Consider the following 18,672-nt stretch of genomic DNA (forward strand, 5'->3'; position numbering starts at 1 on the left):
TGAATATAAATCGACTGATAATTTATACAAAGCATTATAAAATATAGAGAAAAAATAAAAAATACTAAAAAATATATTGACAAAATAAACTGCACGTGCTACTATCAAGACAAGATAAACGAAAAGAAATCAAGGGATTTCAGAAAAGGAGGTACAGACCACCGAAAAGAGAAGAACAGTTCACATAATCTGAGAAAAGGTAGGTTAACGAATGACTGAAGAACCAACAAATTAAGGATGGACGTTGATGATAAGAGCAGCATCGGCGTCCATCTTTCGTGTTGCGGGAAGATCAGTTTTGTATTAAAATAAAGGCAGGAAGAAAAAGAACTAATGAGTAATTAGATACAAAGGAGAGACAAAGATGGAAAGAATATTTGAAGCAGCAGATCAGACCAGCCGTCTGCTTTTTGAGGATGGTCTGAAAAATATGGATTTTTCATGGATCTTTTCGAAGGGAGGAACGGCAGCCTTTGTGGTGACAGGTGTGATTGCGCTTCTGATGATTTTGTTTGGCGCCAAGTGTAAATATGTACTGTTTGCGATACAGGGATTTCTGCTTGGTGTGACAGCCGGCCTTACGGCTTCCTGGTTCCTGCATCTGGAAGGCTGGGTGATGATCGGTGTATCCGCAGGGGCCGGACTGGTGTTTGCCGCATTTGAAGCGGTATTTAGGAAGTTTGGTGCATTTGTATTTTCTTTGATCGCAGTTTTTGTAAGTGTGGCTGCGCTGGGCGGCGGAGAAGGTTATCTGGTACTTGGAATCGCAGGCGGCGTGGCGCTCATATTTGCGATTCTCGCGGCTGTATTCGGAGATCCTCTGATCATTCCGGTGATGGGAATCAGCGGAGGCGTACTTGGGGGAATTGTCGCTTACCATTATCTGCCATATGAGAGCAGGATTGTATTTTATGCGGTAAGCGCCGTACTTGCGGTTGTCGGAATCTGTATCCAGTATGCCATGAAGTCCAGTAAGATCGCGAGACTGGAGCGAAAGAAGGCAAAAGAGATTCGGGAAAAGAAATCGGTGGAGTCTGAAATTGAGATGGCGAGAAACGTTTTGGATTCCGATGAACAGGAAGAGTCGGACAACTAGAAGAAAGAGAGAAAACAGAATACGCAAATGAAAAAAATGCCGATGAGCTTGTTGGTATTTTGAAAAAAAGGGTATAATAAGCCTGGAAGCAAAAGGGGGCTTGTATATGAAGCTGGACATGCATTGTCATGTAAAAGAGGGGTCTATTGACAGCAAAGTAGGACTGGAAGAGTATATTGATAAGCTGATTGATCATGGATATGACGGGATGGTTGTAACAGACCACGACACGTACAATGGTTATCGGTATTGGAAGAACGAACTGAAAGGGAAGAAATACCAGGACTTTATCGTGTTTAAAGGGATCGAGTACGATACGAGAGATGCGGGACATTTTCTTGTTATCATGCCGGAGGGGCGCAAGATGCGTCTCCTGGAAATGAGGGGACTTCCGCTTGCGATGTTGATTGATCTTGTACACAAAAACGGGGGTGTGCTTGGGCCTGCTCATCCATGCGGTGAGAAATATTTAAGCTTTACCAATACAAAGCGTTTCTATAAATCCCCGGAGCTGATCAAGCGATTTGATTTTATCGAAGTATTTAATGCGTGTGAATCGGAGGAGAGCAACGAGGGTGCGGCAAAACTTGCGAAAAAATACCATAAGCCAGGAATCGGAGGGAGTGACGCACATAAGATCGAGTGTGTGAGCACGGCTTATACAGAGTTTTCAGGAACAGCAGCCTGCGAGACAGAACTCATTAATCTGATCCGTAAGAATCAGATTGTAAAAGCCGGAGGAAGATTCTATGACAAGACTGTAAAAGACAAGATCGGAAAGGCCAATAAGCTTCTTGCCTACAGCTTCTGGTTTTACAATAAGGGCGGAGAGCTCTTAAAGCGCCGGAGCCGGCAGAAAAAGATGAAAGTAGAAAGTCCGGTGGATCCGATCGATCCGATCGAGATCCCGTACCTCCGGGAAGCTAAAAAGGAAAAGATGCAGAAGTTAAAAGACTAGTTGGAAAGGAGAAGGAATGGAGTACGAAAGATTAGTAAGGCGGCAGAAAGAGTTTTTTAAGATGGGGAAGACAAAGAAACCAGGATTTCGGATATTTTACCTTAGAAAACTTCTGAAATGGATGGAGGAAAACGAGGACAGAATTCTGAGAGCGCTGAGTCAGGATCTTGGGAAATCCAGTACGGAAGGATATATGACTGAGATCGGAATGGTAAAAGAGGAGATCCGTTTTAACATGAAGCATCTGACGTTTTGGGCAAAGCCTAAAAGAGTCAAAACTCCGGCAACGCAGTTTCCATCTTTCTCATTTATTTACAGAGAGCCTTATGGTGTCGTATTGATTATGGCTCCTTGGAATTATCCTTTCCAGCTTACCGTGGCCCCGCTGATCGGGGCAATCAGCGCCGGGAACTGTGCGGTGCTGAAGCCGTCTTCCTATTCAGTACATACATCGGCTATGATTCAGGAGATGATCCGGGAAGTATTCCCATCCGGCTATGTGACGGTAGTGACAGGGGGACGGGAAGAAAACGAGGCGCTTCTGAGTGAAAAATTTGATTATATTTTCTTTACGGGAAGTCCGAAAGCCGGCAAGTCCGTGATGGAAAAAGCAGCCAGACATCTCACACCGGTCATTCTCGAGCTTGGCGGAAAAAGTCCGTGTATTGTGGATGAGACTGCGGATTTGAAGACTGCGGCCAGAAGGATTGTCTGGGGTAAGTTTTTAAATGCGGGACAGACCTGCGTGGCACCAGATTATGTCCTTGTACAGCACAGTGTCAAGAAAAAGCTGATCCACTACATCGAAAAGCAGATCCAGAAGATGTATGGATTTGCTCCGCTTGATAATGAGGAGTATTCTTCCATCATTAACCAGAGACATTTCAAACGGATCTGTGGGCTGATGGACGAGCGGAAGGTTATTTACGGAGGGCGGACAGACAGTATGACGCTGAAGATCGAGCCGACCGTGATGGATAGCGTCACCTGGGATGATGCCGTGATGAAAGAAGAGATCTTCGGACCGATTCTTCCGATTATGTCGTATTACGATCTGAAAGAGGCAGTCTCTGCTATCGACGCACAGTCGAGACCGTTGGCTTTGTATCTGTTCACGAAAGACAAGAAAAGGGAGTCTTTCATTTTAAGAGAGTTCTCTTATGGAGGGGGATGTATCAATGATACTGTCGTTCCTCTCGCGACGCCATACTTGCTGTTTGGTGGAGCGGGACAGCCCGGAATGCGAAAGTATCACGGAAAAGCAAGCTTTGATACGTTTACCCATGAGAAGAGCATTATCAGGAAATCACTTCTTGAGGATCCCCCTCTTTGGTATCCGCCATTTTGGGATTATCTGAAAACAAGAAAGAAATTAATGTAAAAAGAAACCGTAGCAGAACGTCCACAGAAAAATGAGAAGTCGGCTACGGTTTCGTTAGTTCTTAAATGTTCCCGATGGACAGGAGAATCCTGCTAAACAGGATTCTTTTTTATATGGGCTTTGTTAAAACATCATTCCGATCCGATAGAAGATCACAGCGAAAATCCAGGCAATGACGAGCTGAAAACACGCAAATGCAACAGTAATGCTTGTCTTTCCTACTTCCCGGTGAATCGTTCCAAGCGTCGCCATGCATGGAACATAGAGGAGGCAAAAGACCATCAGCGCATAAGCGTTCGCCGCTCCGAATCCCATGGAGCCAAGGACGGCCACCATGCTGTCCATTCCCGACGGAGTCGTGATATTGGCAATGCCAAAGAGGACACTGCAGCTTGAGACCACCACCTCTTTGGCGGCGATACCGGAGATGAGCGCCACGGCAATCTGCCAGTAGCCAAGCCCTGCCGGAGCAAGAACCGGAACGAGAGCCTTTCCGATGATGGAGCCAAAGCTCTCGGAAATATCCGATACAAATCCATGCGGGCCGAGATTCATCACAGCCCACATAATGATGGAGGCGATGAAGATGACCGTACCTGCTTTGGAGAGATAATCTTTCACTTTTTCCCACACATAGATGGCAATCGTGTGTGCGTTTGGTGTTTTGTACTCCGGAAGTTCAATGAGCAGGGCATGTTCTGCCTTACTGCCATCGAACCGGGAGACGATAAAGGCTGCCGCGATGGCGATTACAATACCCAGCAGATACATGGAGTAACAGACCAGCATCCTGTATTTTCCGAAAAACATGGAAGAAAACAGGACGTAGATCGGAAGTCTCGCACTACATGACATAAACGGGGTGACGAGAATCGTTTTTAAGCGGTCCTTACGGTGCTCCAGAGCCCGTGATGCCATGACAGCAGGAACAGAGCAGCCAAAACCAAGAAGGAGCGGGATGAAAGCACGTCCGGAAAGTCCAAGATGGCTCATCAGATCATCCATGATATAGGCTACACGTGACATATATCCGCTGTCCTCCAGAAAGGCCAGCGCCAGAAAGAGGATAAAAATATTCGGAAGGAAAGTCAGGATGCCTCCGACCCCGGAAATAATACCGTCCACGATCAAGGAGCGGATCAGCGGGTTCGCATGGAGAGCTTCCAGGCCGTTTGACACCAGATCCGAGAACCAGACAAGACCAAGTTCAAAGTATCCCTTCATCCAGTCACCCACTGTAAAAGTTATAAAAAATACAAAAGCCATAATGAAGAGGAAGATCGGAAGGCCGAGGAAACGGCTCGTCATAATGCGGTCTACCCGCTCGGTCCGCTCTGCTTTCTGGCTTTTATTGACGAGTACCTCCTGAATGATCTCCTCGATAAAATCATATTTCTGGTTAATGATTTCTTTTTCCATACTTTCTGCCGCCACATCCGCAAGCTGTACCGGGTGGCGTTCCATCACGACAGGGTCATGCTCCAGAAGTTTGATAGCGTGCCAACGTTTGTTGGTGAGACCAGGATCCTGCGCCGACAGGCGGTCGATGAGAATGTCAATCTTGTCCTCAATCTCATCACTGTACACCATTGCGTACTCTGCATGGTGATTGTGACGGTGGGAAGAGTGTTCCTCCTTCTCCTGATGATGATGGATCAGCGGATCCTGGGTGATAAGACCTTCGTGATGCTTGACTGCATGCATCAGGATAGAAAGTCCGGTCCGTTTCCTTGCGGATACCGGGATTGCCGGGATGCCAAGCATCTCAGGGAGACGGTGCAGGTCGATTTCCATTCCTCGCTCTTCTACGATATCCATCATATTGAGAGCCAGTACGACTGGTTTCCCAAGCTCGATTAACTGGAGTGTAAGATAAAGATTGCGCTCCAGAGAGGAAGCGTCTACAACGTCCACAATCACATCCACATCATCACTCATAATACACTCTCTGGAAACAGTCTCTTCCATTGTGTAGGAGGTCAGACTGTAAATACCGGGGAGATCGATCAGCTTGAAACGATCGCCCTCGTATTCTGTCATGCCCTCTTTTTTTTCCACTGTCACACCCGGCCAGTTTGCCACTTTCAGATTGGCACCGGTATAGGCGTTGAACAGGGTTGTCTTTCCACAGTTTGGATTCCCGATGAACCCTACATTAATTACCTCACCCATTACTTGGCCTCCTCCACTTCAATATGGTCAGCAATCCGTCTCCCGAGGGCAAATCGGGTCCCACGGAACCGAACAGTCATGGCTCCCTTTTTATCATTATTTAAAATGGTAATCGGAGCACCCTCGGTAAGGCCGAGGGCTTCGAGCCTGCGTTCGAGCGAAAGCTCCAGTTGAATGGAGCGGACGATGTAGGTGTGCTGGTTGGTTCCCATTTTTAACGTCATGCTCATTCTCCTTTAAACGACAAATTTTTCATGCAATATCTATTATATAATAAATTTGAAAAAGCGTAAATATGAAATGCGATTCCGGATGATTGGACTGCCGAAAAAACAGATTGCGCTCTGATTTTTCTTGCACATCTATACGGAAGTATGATAAAATATGAAGAAAGGCGTAAGCCAGAATAACAGGAGGAGCAAAAGGCATGGGAATGACAATGACGCAGAAGATCCTTGCGGCACATGCGGGATTAGACGCAGTAACAGCAGGCCAGCTTGTCGAGGCAAAGCTGGACGTTGTAATGGCAAACGATATTACCGGTCCGATGGCGGTGCCGGTATTTCGGCAGATGGCGGATAAGGTATTTGATAAGAATAAAGTTGTACTGGTACCGGATCATTTTACACCGAACAAGGATATCAAATCGGCGGAGAATTCCAAATCAATCCGGGAATTCGCAAAAGATCAGGGACTGACTCATTATTACGAGATCGGACAGATGGGAATTGAACATGCACTTCTTCCGGAGAAAGGGATCACTGTAGCAGGAGAGTGTATTATCGGAGCAGACTCCCATACATGTACATATGGCGCTCTTGGCGCATTTTCCACAGGAGTCGGTACGACGGATATCGCCACAGGGATGGCAACCGGAGAGCTCTGGTTTAAGGTGCCGTCAGCAATCCAGTTTGTCCTCACAGGAAAGCCGGGAAAGTATGTGAGCGGAAAAGATATCATTCTCCACATCATCGGAAAAATCGGAGTGGACGGAGCATTATATAAGTCCATGGAGTTTGTCGGAGATGGACTTTCTGAGCTTTCTATGGATGATCGTTTCACCATGGCTAACATGGCGATTGAGGCAGGGGCAAAGAACGGGATTTTTCTTGTAGATGAGAAAGCCGAAGCATACATGAAAGAACATTCTGAGAAACCATATACGATCTATACACCGGATGCGGACGCGGCATACGACGAGGTCATCGAGATCGACCTTTCTGAAGTAAGACCAACAGTTGCTTTTCCTCATCTTCCGGGAAATGCACATACCATCGATGAGATAGAGGCGATGGAGCCGATCAAGATCGATCAGGTCGTCATTGGGTCTTGTACAAACGGAAGAATGGAGGATATGAGAAGAGCGGCTAAGATCCTGAAAGGACATAAGGTTCATCCGGATGTGCGTGTGATCGTCATTCCGGGTACTCAGGCAATCTACAAGGAATGTTTAAAAGAAGGCATTGCGGAGATATTCGTGGACGCCGGATGTGCGTTCTCCACACCAAGCTGCGGACCGTGTATGGGTGGCCATATGGGCGTTTTGGCGGCGGGCGAGAAGTGTGTTTCCACCACGAACCGGAATTTCGTCGGGCGTATGGGACATGTAGACTCTTTGATCTATCTTGCTTCTCCGGAGACGGCGGCCGCAAGTGCCATCAAAGGCTATATCGCAAATCCAGAGAAAGCAGGTGAATAGATCATGGAAGCAAGAGGACATGTATTTAAGTATGGAGATAACGTTGATACGGATGTGATTATTCCGGCAAGATATCTGAATTCTTTTGACCCGCAGGAGCTGGCTTCCCATGCCATGGCAGATATTGATCCTGAGTTTGTCGGGAAAGTACAGCCTGGAGACATGATTGTCGCAAGAAAAAATTTCGGCTGCGGTTCTTCCAGAGAACATGCGCCGCTCTGCTTGAAAACAGCAGGCGTAAGCTGCATTATTGCAGAAACGTTCGCAAGAATCTTTTTCCGCAATGCTATCAATATCGGACTTCCGATCATTGAGTGTAAGGAGGCGGCTGAGGAGATCGAAGCAGGCGACGAGGTGGAAATCGATTTTAACAGCGGCAAGATTTATGACCGTACGAAAGGGACGGAGTATCAGGGACAGCCGTTCCCGGAATTTATGCAGAAGATCATTGCGGCAGGCGGACTTGTCAACTACACGAATCAGAAATTAAAGGGCTAGCTGGATCTTGGTATCCGGCAGACGAAATCAAAAGGGCGGCACCATATTCCCAAAGCGTGCCGCCCTTTTGGACAATGAATAGAATGTTTCCACGGTTTGTGGGATCATTGCAGTAAGATTGAGAAGCCAGATAAGGAGGAAAGGCCATGGAGTTATTTTATAGGAGCACGAGAAACGAAAATGTTATGCTGACCGCCTCAGAGGCGATCTTGCAGGGACTTTCCGACGAAGGTGGACTGTTTGTGCCAGAGAGGATTCCGGTGCTGAACGTGTCCCTTTCGGAGATTGCCGGGATGGACTATCAGGAGACTGCCTATATGGTGATGAAGCAGTTTCTCACTGATTTTACGGAGGAAGAGCTAAAGAGCTGTATTCGTTTGGCATACGATGAAAAATTTGATACGGAAGCCATCGCTCCGCTTGCAAATGTGGACGGCACATACTATTTGGAGCTGTTCCATGGCCCGACTATTGCCTTTAAGGATATGGCACTTTCCATTTTGCCGCATCTGATGACGACGGCGGCGAAAAAGCAAGGGGTCACGGACGAGATTGTAATTTTGACCGCCACCTCCGGAGATACCGGAAAAGCAGCGCTTTCGGGTTTTGCGGATGTGGAAGGGACGAGAATCATCGTCTTTTATCCGAAAGGTGGAGTCAGCGAGGTGCAAAGGCTTCAAATGGTGACACAGAAAGGAAAGAATACAGCGGTTGTCGCCATTCACGGTAATTTTGACGAGGCACAAAGCGGAGTAAAGCGGATGTTTGAGGATCCGAAGCTCAGAGAAGAGCTACGTGAAGCGGGATTTCGGTTCTCTTCCGCCAATTCTATCAATATCGGTCGTCTGGTGCCGCAGATTGTTTACTATGTTTACGCTTATGGTGGTCTCCTGAAAAATGGAGAAATCCAGGAGGGCGATCCGGTCAATGTAGTCGTACCGACAGGAAATTTTGGAAATATTTTGGCAGCTTACTTTGCAAAGGAAATGGGGATTCCGATTGCAAAACTGATCTGCGCCTCCAACGAAAATAAGGTGCTTTTTGATTTCTTCTGTACAGGTACCTATGACAGGAATCGTGAGTTTGTCCTGACGGAATCCCCATCTATGGATATCCTGATTTCCAGTAACCTGGAGCGTCTGATCTATCTGATTTCCGGAAGAAACGCCGATAAGAACTGTGAGTTGATGGAGGAGCTTAGAACGAAAGGGAGCTACGGCATCACGGAAGAGATGAAGGCAAAGCTTTCGGATTTTGCAGCCGGCTATGCTTCCGCACAAGAGATGAAACAGGCGATCAGGGACACCTTTGAAAATACCGGGTATGTGATGGATACACATACGGCGGTTGCGGCGGCGGTGTACGATGCATATAAAAAAGATTGCGGCGATCAGACGAAGACGGTCATCGCATCAACGGCGAGTCCGTACAAGTTCGCAAAAAGCGTGCTGGATGCGATTCATCCGGGTGCATATGAGCAACAGGAGGAGATCGGTCTTGCCGATGAACTGAGCCGTATTTCGGGGACAGAGATCCCATTGGCTGTGGAGGAGATCCGGCATGCGAAAATCTGTCATACGAGAGAATGTGACGGTGCGCAGATGGAGCAGACAGTGCGGGAAATTTTAGGACTGAGATGATGACAAGAGATTCGATCTGGCCGGAACAAGTTAAATTTTTTATATAGAGTGTTCTTCTTATCTTGATATGATACAATAAGAAAAAAGAAAAGGGGACAGGCTATGGAAAAAACATATGGAATGATGGTTGCCGCCTCGGTGATAGAGGAAGTGAAAAAGGCGGTCATTGGAAAACAGGATTGTATAAAAAAGGTGATGGCTGCGATTTTAGCTGGAGGTCATATCCTGATCGAGGATATTCCGGGCGTTGGCAAGACGACCATGGCAGTGGCGTTTTCAAAAAGTATGGGACTTTTGCGGCACCGTGTCCAGTTTACCCCGGATGTGCTTCCTGCGGATATTGTCGGTTTTTCCCTCTATGACAAGAAGACGCAGCAGTTTGTCTATCAGCCGGGAGCTGCAATGTGTAACCTGCTTCTGGCGGACGAGATCAACCGGACGTCTCCGAAGACCCAGTCGGCGCTTCTGGAAGTCATGGAGGAACGGCAGGTGACGGTAGATCAGAGGACGTACGAGGTTCCGGAGCCGTTTATTGTGATTGCTACGGAGAATCCGTTCGGCTCTGCGGGAACTCAGATGCTTCCTGAGTCCCAGCTTGATCGGTTTATGATCTGTATCTCCATGGGATATCCGGATATTCAGTCAGAGATCGAGATCGTTAAGGGAAATCAGAAAGGTAGTCCGGCGGATGCGGTCCGCTCTGTCATGGACAAGGACCTTCTGCTTGCAATGCAAAAAGAGGTGGAGGAGGTTTATATTCACGATGCAGTCTACCAATATATTGGAAATCTTGTGGAGGCGACCAGAAATCACCAGATGGTACGGCTTGGCGTCAGCCCAAGAGGGACGATTGCTCTTGCTAAAGCAGCAAAAGCTTATGCCTATCTGGAGGGAAGAACGTTTTGCATCCCGCATGATGTGGAGAGTGTCTTCCCGGATGTGACGGTGCACCGACTGTTTTTGAGCGCCAAGGCGCGGGCGGCCAGAATGGATTCGACCCAGGTGATTGAGGAAATCCTGACAGGGACGAAAAAGCCGAAGGCAGGAAAAGGGAGAATAGAATGAAAAAATGGTTGTACCTGGCGGCACTGCTCGCCACATGTTATCTGAATCTTGTCTATGACTGGCCGGAAGGCAGAACGATTCTTGTGGTGGAACTGGTATTTCCGGCAGTACTTTATCTGGAAGCCAAGTTGATGAGCGTTCGTATCAAGATTCGTCCTCAGGGAGATTTACAGATGGCAGAAGAGGGGGAGACTTTGCATATCCCCTTTGTGGTGGAAAATTGTGGAGCGTTTCGGATTCCGGTTTTGTGGCTCTGGATGGGAAAGAACAGGAAGGTTGTGCGGGATCTGAAAAAAGGCGGGCGACAGACGTTGATTTTCCCGTATCATGCCACGGTCTGCGGGAAGCAGGTGTGGGAAATCAAAAAAGCGGTGACAAGGGATGCTTCCGGGATGTTCTATATCCGGATTCGTCGCTTTGTCTCTGAGCCGGTGGAGATTCATGTCGTGCCGAAGGCCTATCCGGTATTTGCCGAGATCAGTAAGGCCGTCCGTCTCTTCGTAACGGAGGGGGAGGAGTATGCAAAAGACCGGGGAGGGGACGATGCATCGGAGGTATTTGACGTCCATGAGTACAAGCCCGGGGACAGAATCGCACAGATCCACTGGAAACTGAGTGCCCGTACGGAGGAGCTTTACTTAAAGGAATTCAGCTTTCCGCTTGGGGCGGCGGTGGTGGTGCTGCTTTCCCGGAAAGAGGAAGACAGGTTTCCCGCAAAGAATACGGTTTTTCTGAATCTGGCGGCATCAGTCGGACATGCCCTTGTGGAGGAATCCTGTCGATTCTATGCAGTGTGGAAAGAGCGGGAAAGCCAGATTTTCCGCAGATTTCTTGTAAAGGATGAAGAGACGTTTTATGACTGGCTTTTAGCGCTTTCCTCGACGCGGGTATCTGATCTGGATGTGCTGGATGAGGCGATGTATCGGTACGAATTTTTTGAACCTTACCGGAAAGCAGTGAGAATCAGCGGGGATCTCTCCATCCGTTGTGGAGAGGAGGATACGCTGTGGTTTCACGAGAACACGTTTGTACAGGAACTAAGCGGCACGGTATTGGAAATATAAGGTGATGAGGGAGTATGGACACAAAAACGATGGGTAAGAATAGAGGGGAACGCTTCTGGCTTCTGTTATCAGCATCGTTGGCAGGATCGGGACTGATCTTTGCCTTTGTGCCGGTGTTTGGGGATGTCTTTCTCATGCCGGTGCTTGCGGCAGGGATTGTGTCTTTTGGAGTTTTCTGGCTACCATATGTCTGGCTGGAAAACGATTCTGTAGTAGGGAGGCTTGTAGGAATCTTCCCGGTAATCTGCTTTTTTCTTGTGAAAAGCGAGGCGGCCGGGGATGGCAAGGAAATGCTTGAACGATCTGTTTGGGCAGTCCTAGCATATATGAAAGGAGAGGAAAGCAGGATTCAGATTTCCCTGGAAGGGGAGGCTCTGACATGGGGACTGCTTGGAATTTGTGGAATCTTTCTGACAGTCTGTATGCTGGCTGGCTCTGTCCGGAAACTGCGGATCATCACGATGATTCTGTATGCGGCGGCGTTTTCCTTCCCATTTCTTCACGGTCTGACAATCCAGATGAAAGGTGCGGCGTTCTTTGGATGCGCGGTACTGTGCCTGCTTCTGGCAAGCCCGGACAGTGCCGGAAGGCCCCTTATGTTGGCAGCGGCATCCGCACTTTTGATTGGGGCTGTGATACCGAAGGGGGAGATGGAGTCATTCTTTTCTAATCCGATTGTCTGGCAGGGCCGGATTGCCGATTTTTTTACCCGGACGGCCATCGGCGGTGTAACAGATGGGAGAATGGGGACGGTCGATGAGATGAAAGAAAGCGGGGAAGTCCAGCTTGAGGTCACGCTTTCCGGGCGCCCGGAGAGTACCGTTTATTTCCAGGGATATATCGGAACGGACTACCGCAAGAATAGCTGGGTAAAATCCGGGGATACCGGCTCCCTTTCCGAACGGGAAATCAAGACGGTTCGGGAAAGGGAGTATGAAACGGCATACGCTAACCGGGACAGACTTGACTTTTTGCCTGTGAAGGCGGAGATTACAAGAAGAGGAGCCAGTCGAAAATACGGGTATTTTCCATATAAACACGATCAGACAGAGCAGATGTATGGCGACACCTTCAGTAAAGGACAGGGACGTACTTACACGGTGGAAGCGATCCTTGCCGGTGACGTGGGAGCGATGGAGAAGAATATCTCGGGGATTGCATATGAGCCATCCGATGCAGCGCAGGAATATGAGGAGTTTGTATATGACAGGTACCTGGAAGTGCCAGAAGAGCTTCGCGCAAAATGGGAGAGTACTGCGACTGCATTAAGCGGGCGTACGGTTCGGGGGACGGTCCAGGCTATGGCAAGTTATCTGGATGTGAGAGCCAGTTATACAAAAAGTCCGGGGCGGACACCTGCGGGCGAGGACTTCATTATGTATTTCCTGGATGAAAGCAGAGAGGGGTACTGCGTACACTTTGCTTCCGCAGGCGTAATGTTTCTGCGGATGAATGGAATTCCGGCCAGGTTTGTGTCTGGATATGTTGCAAGGCCGTCGGATTTTCACGAGACGGAGGATGGAACATACAAGGCAGAGATTACGGATCATGCCGCTCACGCCTGGGCAGAAATTTATCTGCCCGGATTCGGATGGTTTCCGGCAGAGATGACGCCGGGATATTATGAGAATCAGTTAGAGGGACTGGAGAAGATCATCCTGGATAAGGATCCGGAAGGAGAAGATGTGCAGGTCCAGGATCCGCAGACCGATTCATCCCCGGAACCTGACAGACAGCAAAATATACCGGAAGTTTCAGATGAGCCAAAGCAGCCGGAAAATGACGCCAGGTCCGGGAAGGAGGGCGTCAGGGGAAGCTCTGGAAAAGAAGGGGCGATACCGGTCTTCCTCTGGGTAGTTCCTGTGTCGGCGTTCGTGATGGCGTCAGGGCTGTTCTTCGCTTATGGCAGACAGTGGAAAAAGATCCGCACGTCTCGCACAAAGGAGGAAAAGTATCTGCGTATGTACCGGATTCTCTATGGGATGCTGGAATTTGACGGTAATAAAGCGCTTCCGGAAGAACAGGAAGCATTCTGTACAGTTTTAGAAACGAAGTACCAGATTGAACGAAGCCAAACGGAACCGGTAATCCGTCAGGTGCTGAAGACAGCGTTTGGGAAAGGGAGGACCGAAAAGACAGCGTATAGAGAATTGAAAATACTCTGCCGCCAGGTGCGGGTGAAGATTCTGGAGAAAAAAGGACTTTTCCAGAAATTTCTGTTCCTCTTTGGGAAAGGATTCTAAATAAATATTGAAAGATGAAGGCGGATACGGTATAATAAATCTAACCTGAAATGTACGATAACTCTTGTAATTTTGAACCTACAATACTTTAAACGGGATTCCTATTATCTCTGTAATATGTCAGGCCTCATCTAATCAGTGGAAGACAGAAAAGCAGATGCGGTTGCCCACCTAGCGGACTGCTAGGAGTCAAAATACAGGAGCCGGCATTTTGGGGGGATACACATCAAAGAGAAAGAGCAGTCGTTTTACGGCTGCTTTTTACGTTCTGTCCGGGTAAAGGACAGAAAGATACATATAAAAATCAGCAGAGACATACATTAAGATAAATGTGATCGGACAAGGTGCGGAAGATGAAAAAGCGTTGGGATGGGAAATTTCTGTATTATTTCGGCGGTATTATCTTGAGCCTTTTTTTATGCGTGGGGCTCGTACATATGATAACAGGAGGAGAAAGCCGGGACGAGAAGACAGAACTGGCCGAGAGCAGTCAAGAGAAGAAGTCCGGGGAACAGCCCGGGGAAAAGGAGAAAGAAAACCAGAAAGAGAAGGAAACAGATGGGAAGGCGGACAAGACTGTGATCCGGGTGCTCCTTCGGACGAACGGTTATGCTGGAGAGGTACATCCCAATGTTTCGCTTTCGGCGGCAGGAGGACTCACTTTGGAGGGGACAAAGGAAAAGCGGGAGACAAAGGAAGGTGAGTCTGTGACGATTGCTCCGGACGATACGCTCTTTCAGGGTGGGACGATCCGGGTCCGTCCGAAAAAGGAGGGGGAAAAGATCACAATTTCCAGTCTGAAGCGGGGCTCTGGAATTCCGTCTTACCGGGGAGAGCTGGAGCTCTATCAGACGGCGCAGGGAATTGCGGTAATCAACGAACTGCCGTTGGAATCGTATCTCTATGCCGTGGTGCCGAGCGAGATGCCAGCTTCCTATGAAGAAGAGGCGTTAAAAGCCCAGGCAGTCTGTGCAAGGAGCTATGCTTACTGTCATATGGAGGGGCAGGCTTATCCAGAGTACAGGGCTAATGTAGATGACAGTACCGCTTATCAGGTCTATGGGAATTCGAAGGAACAGGAGAAAACCATCGCGGCGGTGGATGCAACGCGCGGGGAGAAACTTCTCTACCAGGGCAAAGTTGTCAAGGCGTACTATTTCTCCACGTCATGCGGCAGGACAACGAATGTGGAGGCTTGGGGGACGAAGGTGTCCGATGCCAACTCTTATTTAAAAGCTGTAAAAGTGGAGGAAGAAGGGGTCTGTTATGAACAGGACCTGCCGTGGTTTTCCTGGAACTGTGATATCCCGGTGGATACGCTTTCCAATCTCTTTGGACTGAATACCGGACAGGATGTGGGAACTATCTCTCAAATCGAGATCACCAGACGGGGAGAGGGCGAAGTGGCGTTGGAGATGAAAGTCACCGGAGACAAAGGAACCGCCACCATTCAGACGGAAAATAAGATTCGGTCCGCTCTTGGGGGAAGCGGATACGAGATTAAAAAGCAGGACGGCTCTGTGGCGGCATCCGCCGCACTTTTGCCAAGTGCTTTTTTTACGATTGAGAAGAACGGGGCCTCCTTTCATCTTGAAGGAGGAGGTTATGGACATGGGATCGGAATGAGTCAGAATGGGGCGAATGAAATGGCGAAAAGAGGGAAAGATTATAAAGCGATATTAAAAATGTTTTACAATGGAGTGGAAATTGCTGCGAATTGATGGTATGATAACTGGAAATGAACTGGAATGAGGAACGTTATGATCAGAAAACAGTGGAGATGGATAAAGAAAATTTTAGACCGGGCTGTGCTAAATCATGTGGGCGCATATGCGTCTCAGTCCGCTTTTTTCTTTGTGCTGTCACTGATTCCGATTATTTTACTGCTTCTGACGATGGTACAGTACACGCCGGTAACCAGGACAGATGTGATGAAAGCGGTGACAGAAGTTTTTCCAAAAACAGTCACGCCGTTTCTGATTTCCATCATCAATGAGGTTTACAGCCAGTCTAAGGCGATGATCCCTGTGACGATCCTGGTGGCGCTGTGGTCTGCGGGACGGGGTGTACTTGCCATAACATCAGGGCTTAACTGTATTTACCAGAGCAAGGAGACCAGGAATTATTTTTATCTGCGTCTCAGAGCTTCCGTTTATACGGTGCTCTTTCTTCTGGTGATTATCTCGTGCCTGCTGCTGGCGGTATTCGGGAATAAAATCAGTGTGTTTGTAGAGATGAATGTACCGGTTCTGGAAAAAGCGGTGGAGTTTTTGATCCGAATCCGGACGACCCTGACAATCGGAGTGATGATGTTGTTCTGTATGTTGTTGTATCGGTTTCTTCCGGATGTGAAGATCAAGACGAAGTGGAAACATCAGATTCCGGGATCGGTATTCAGTGCTGTCGGATGGCAGGTGATTTCCCTGATTTTTTCCGTCTATCTGGATATTTTTGAAGGGTTTTCGACCATGTACGGTAGCCTGACAACGATTATTTTAGTTATGCTTTGGCTGTATTTCTGCATGTATATGATTTTGCTTGGCGGCGTGATTAATATCACGGTCTTTCGTGACAATCTGGATAAAGACCTTCCACATGATCCTGATGTGCGGGATTTTGGTAATCTTTTGCAATGATCAGGATAAGACTTGACAGAAGACATCTCGGACAGTATACTAAAAGCGCAAAGTTACAGAAATGAGGTGAAAGGATGATCGATACTTCCTGCAAATTTTAAGACAATGAAACAGATAAGTACACGGAAGATGCGAGAGGCAGATTCTGTGTGTACGCATTGCAGGAAGCGACATTCTTTTTTTCTATATTTGATGAAGAACAGGCGGTGGCCATGAAAAGAGGAGCTTTTCATGGCTTCTTTTTATGGCAGCGGTCCGGAGGTATGCAGCTTTCTGCGTGTGTGCCGTAAAGGAGGATGATATCATGTCACAGATTCAGGTTACAGATCTTACATTTTCCTATGACACCCATTATGAGATGATTTTTGATCATGTCAATGCCCTTCTGGACACAAGCTGGAAGACCGGTCTGATTGGCAGAAATGGGACGGGAAAGACAACATTTTTAAAGCTTCTCAAGGGGGAATACCCGTACAGAGGTAACATTCAGATGGCAGAGACGGCGGAGTATTTTCCGACCGTGATCCGGGAGAAAGACAGAGCAGCAATGGAAGTTCTGGAAGAGATTGATCCGGAGTATGAATTCTGGAAGGTATTAAGAGAGATGGAATGGATGGGTATGGACGCGGGGATACTGGAGAGGCGATACGGGACGCTCAGTCCGGGAGAGCAGATCCGGATGCAGATTGCGGTACTGTTTGCCAAGGAGCATGCCTTTTTGTTAATCGACGAGCCGACCAATCATCTGGACGAAGGAGGAAGAGAGATGCTTGCCTCCTACTTAAAGAAGAAACAGGGATTTCTCCTTGTCTCCCATGACAGGAAACTTCTTGATTCCTGTACAGATCATACAATGGCGCTTGAGCGCTCCGGCATCCGGATCTATCGGGGAAATTTCAGTACGTGGCAGCGGGAAAAGAAGCTGCGGGATCAGATGGAGTTGGGAAAAAACGAGAAATTAAAGAAAGAAATCCGGCACTATGAGGACGCTGCCAGAGAAGCGGGACGATGGGCCGGAAAAAAGGAGAAGGAAAAGACCGGACACAGGATAGGAGGCTTAAAGCCGGACCGTGGCGCGATCGGACACAAAGCGGCCAAGATGATGAAGCGTTCCAAGGTACTGGAGCATCGGATGGAGCGGGCGGCAAGGGAAAAGGCCGGACTGTTGAAAAATATCGAGGAAACAGAAGCGTTGAAAATGTTTCCGCTTGTCTATGACAAAGAGCGTCTGGTGACGGTGGATCAAATCTCCTTTGCCAGAGGAGAACGACAGATTTTTCGGGAATTCTCTCTGGAAATCCGCAGTGGCGACCGGATCGCCCTGAAGGGAAGAAACGGCTGTGGGAAATCTACCCTCCTGAAGCTGATCGCGGGGGTGGAAGAGCCGGACGCAGGGCAGATCCGTATTGGCAGCAGATTGAAGATTTCCGTTGTCAGCCAGGATTCTTCCGGTTTGAAAGGAACTTTGGAGGAGATGGAAGAGAGGGCAGGGCTGGACCGGGCACTGTTTCGGGCGGTGCTTAGAAAGCTGGATCTTTCCAGAGATCAGTTTGACAAACGGCTGGAGGAGTATAGCGAGGGACAACGCAAAAAGATTCTTTTGGCAAAAAGCCTCTGTGAACCATCCCATCTGTATATCTGGGACGAACCGCTCAATTATATCGACATTTTTACGAGGATTCAGATAGAGGAGCTGATTCTTTCCCGCCAGCCGACAATGGTCTTTGTGGAGCATGACAGTGTCTTTACAAGCCGCACTGCAACTGAAATCCGGTATCTGGACGAAGCGTCCGGTACGGGAATTTAGAGGTAACAGTTCAGTCATGCACAAAGTCACATTTGGGCTGGACTTTGACTTTTACAGTGAGATTTGGCGGATCCGGTCTTGACAAAGGGGAAAGGGATGTTTAAAATAAAGAAGATATAGTAAAGGCTGTGAATGTGTCAGTAGGGTATCTGATCATTGCCAGAGAGAAGGGGCCGGAGGCTGGAAGCTCCTTTCTATTCGACAGATATACTGAATTTCCCGCAGGAGCCGCATTTCCGAACAAGTAGTAAGAAATGACGTCAACGTGCACGTTACGCATAGGAAGAGAGCCTGTCTTTTTACGCAGGAATCAGGGTGGTACCGCGGATTGATTCTCCGTCCCTTTTTGGGGCGGAGTTTTTTATTTTACTGAAAATCAGGTAATATATCAGAAGTCCCTGTGAAACAGATAT

At 48.1% G+C, this 18,672-nt stretch carries 14 protein-coding genes, 1 other RNA gene and 1 other annotated feature; of the genes, 13 read left to right on the forward strand and 2 right to left on the reverse strand.

The genetic code is table 11. The features are described 5' to 3' along the window. The first annotated feature begins 364 nt into the window (after positions 1 to 364). The 3 genes from AOA56_RS10370 to AOA56_RS10380 all read left to right on the forward strand — a co-directional run bounded on the left by AOA56_RS10370 (position 365) and on the right by AOA56_RS10380 (position 3,435). Positions 365 to 1,096, forward strand: a complete 732-nt coding sequence (locus AOA56_RS10370) for an ABC-2 transporter permease (RefSeq protein ID WP_024732110.1) — start codon at positions 365 to 367, stop codon at positions 1,094 to 1,096. A gap of 106 nt (positions 1,097 to 1,202) precedes the next feature. Then, complete coding sequence (locus AOA56_RS10375) at positions 1,203 to 2,054, forward strand: PHP domain-containing protein (protein WP_024732111.1); 852 nt, start codon at positions 1,203 to 1,205, stop codon at positions 2,052 to 2,054. A 16-nt stretch (positions 2,055 to 2,070) separates the two neighbouring features. Further along, entirely contained in the window at positions 2,071 to 3,435 is a 1,365-nt protein-coding gene (locus AOA56_RS10380; protein ID WP_024732112.1) for an aldehyde dehydrogenase, read from the forward strand. A 123-nt stretch (positions 3,436 to 3,558) separates the two neighbouring features. On the opposite strand, the gene feoB is transcribed toward AOA56_RS10380, so the two are convergent. Both feoB and AOA56_RS10390 read right to left on the reverse strand, forming a co-directional pair. After that, positions 3,559 to 5,607, reverse strand: a complete 2,049-nt coding sequence (feoB, locus tag AOA56_RS10385; RefSeq protein WP_024732113.1) for a ferrous iron transport protein B — start codon at positions 5,605 to 5,607, stop codon at positions 3,559 to 3,561. Continuing rightward, positions 5,607 to 5,831 carry a FeoA family protein gene (locus AOA56_RS10390; protein WP_024732114.1) on the reverse strand — a complete coding sequence of 75 codons (225 nt, stop codon included), beginning with the start codon at positions 5,829 to 5,831 and terminating at the stop codon, positions 5,607 to 5,609. Before AOA56_RS10390 ends, feoB begins: the two co-directional genes overlap by 1 nt. 203 nt (positions 5,832 to 6,034) lie before the next feature. Between AOA56_RS10390 and leuC the strand changes: the two genes are divergently transcribed. From leuC to abc-f, 10 genes are all read left to right on the forward strand, one after another. After that, a complete protein-coding gene (gene leuC / locus AOA56_RS10395) occupies positions 6,035 to 7,306 on the forward strand; it encodes a 3-isopropylmalate dehydratase large subunit (RefSeq protein WP_024732115.1) in 1,272 nt (423 codons plus the stop codon). A gap of 3 nt (positions 7,307 to 7,309) precedes the next feature. Beyond that, positions 7,310 to 7,804: a 3-isopropylmalate dehydratase small subunit gene (gene leuD, locus AOA56_RS10400; RefSeq protein WP_024732116.1), complete on the forward strand. Its 495-nt coding sequence runs from the start codon at positions 7,310 to 7,312 to the stop codon at positions 7,802 to 7,804. Positions 7,805 to 7,950: 146 nt separating this feature from the next. After that, positions 7,951 to 9,444, forward strand: a complete 1,494-nt coding sequence (gene thrC / locus AOA56_RS10405; RefSeq protein WP_024732117.1) for a threonine synthase — start codon at positions 7,951 to 7,953, stop codon at positions 9,442 to 9,444. A gap of 102 nt (positions 9,445 to 9,546) precedes the next feature. Beyond that, positions 9,547 to 10,509 (forward strand): AAA family ATPase, encoded by a 963-nt coding sequence (locus tag AOA56_RS10410; protein ID WP_024732118.1) that lies wholly within the window; start codon positions 9,547 to 9,549, stop codon positions 10,507 to 10,509. Further along, on the forward strand, positions 10,506 to 11,573 hold the full coding sequence (locus AOA56_RS10415) for a DUF58 domain-containing protein (RefSeq protein ID WP_024732119.1): 1,068 nt from the start codon (positions 10,506 to 10,508) through the stop codon (positions 11,571 to 11,573). Before AOA56_RS10410 ends, AOA56_RS10415 begins: the two co-directional genes overlap by 4 nt. A gap of 29 nt (positions 11,574 to 11,602) precedes the next feature. Then, the gene (locus AOA56_RS10420; protein WP_162224701.1) at positions 11,603 to 13,816 is read left to right on the forward strand and encodes a transglutaminase-like domain-containing protein; all 2,214 of its coding nucleotides are present in this window, start codon (positions 11,603 to 11,605) and stop codon (positions 13,814 to 13,816) included. A 39-nt stretch (positions 13,817 to 13,855) separates the two neighbouring features. Beyond that, positions 13,856 to 14,038: non-coding RNA, 6S RNA (ssrS, locus tag AOA56_RS15605), on the forward strand. 131 nt (positions 14,039 to 14,169) lie between these two features. After that, positions 14,170 to 15,537, forward strand: coding sequence for a SpoIID/LytB domain-containing protein (locus AOA56_RS10425; RefSeq protein WP_024732121.1), 1,368 nt, complete (start codon positions 14,170 to 14,172; stop codon positions 15,535 to 15,537). Positions 15,538 to 15,576: 39 nt separating this feature from the next. Next, positions 15,577 to 16,452, forward strand: a complete 876-nt coding sequence (locus AOA56_RS10430; RefSeq protein ID WP_051411847.1) for a YihY/virulence factor BrkB family protein — start codon at positions 15,577 to 15,579, stop codon at positions 16,450 to 16,452. A gap of 304 nt (positions 16,453 to 16,756) precedes the next feature. Then, on the forward strand, positions 16,757 to 18,259 hold the full coding sequence (gene abc-f, locus AOA56_RS10435) for a ribosomal protection-like ABC-F family protein (RefSeq protein ID WP_024732123.1): 1,503 nt from the start codon (positions 16,757 to 16,759) through the stop codon (positions 18,257 to 18,259). Positions 18,260 to 18,378: 119 nt separating this feature from the next. Then, positions 18,379 to 18,606, forward strand: a binding site (T-box leader). The last annotated feature ends 66 nt before the right edge of the window (positions 18,607 to 18,672 follow it).

The sequence above is a fragment of the Sellimonas intestinalis genome, assembly GCF_001280875.1.
In the GTDB taxonomy this organism is placed as follows: Bacteria; Bacillota; Clostridia; order Lachnospirales; family Lachnospiraceae; genus Sellimonas; species Sellimonas intestinalis.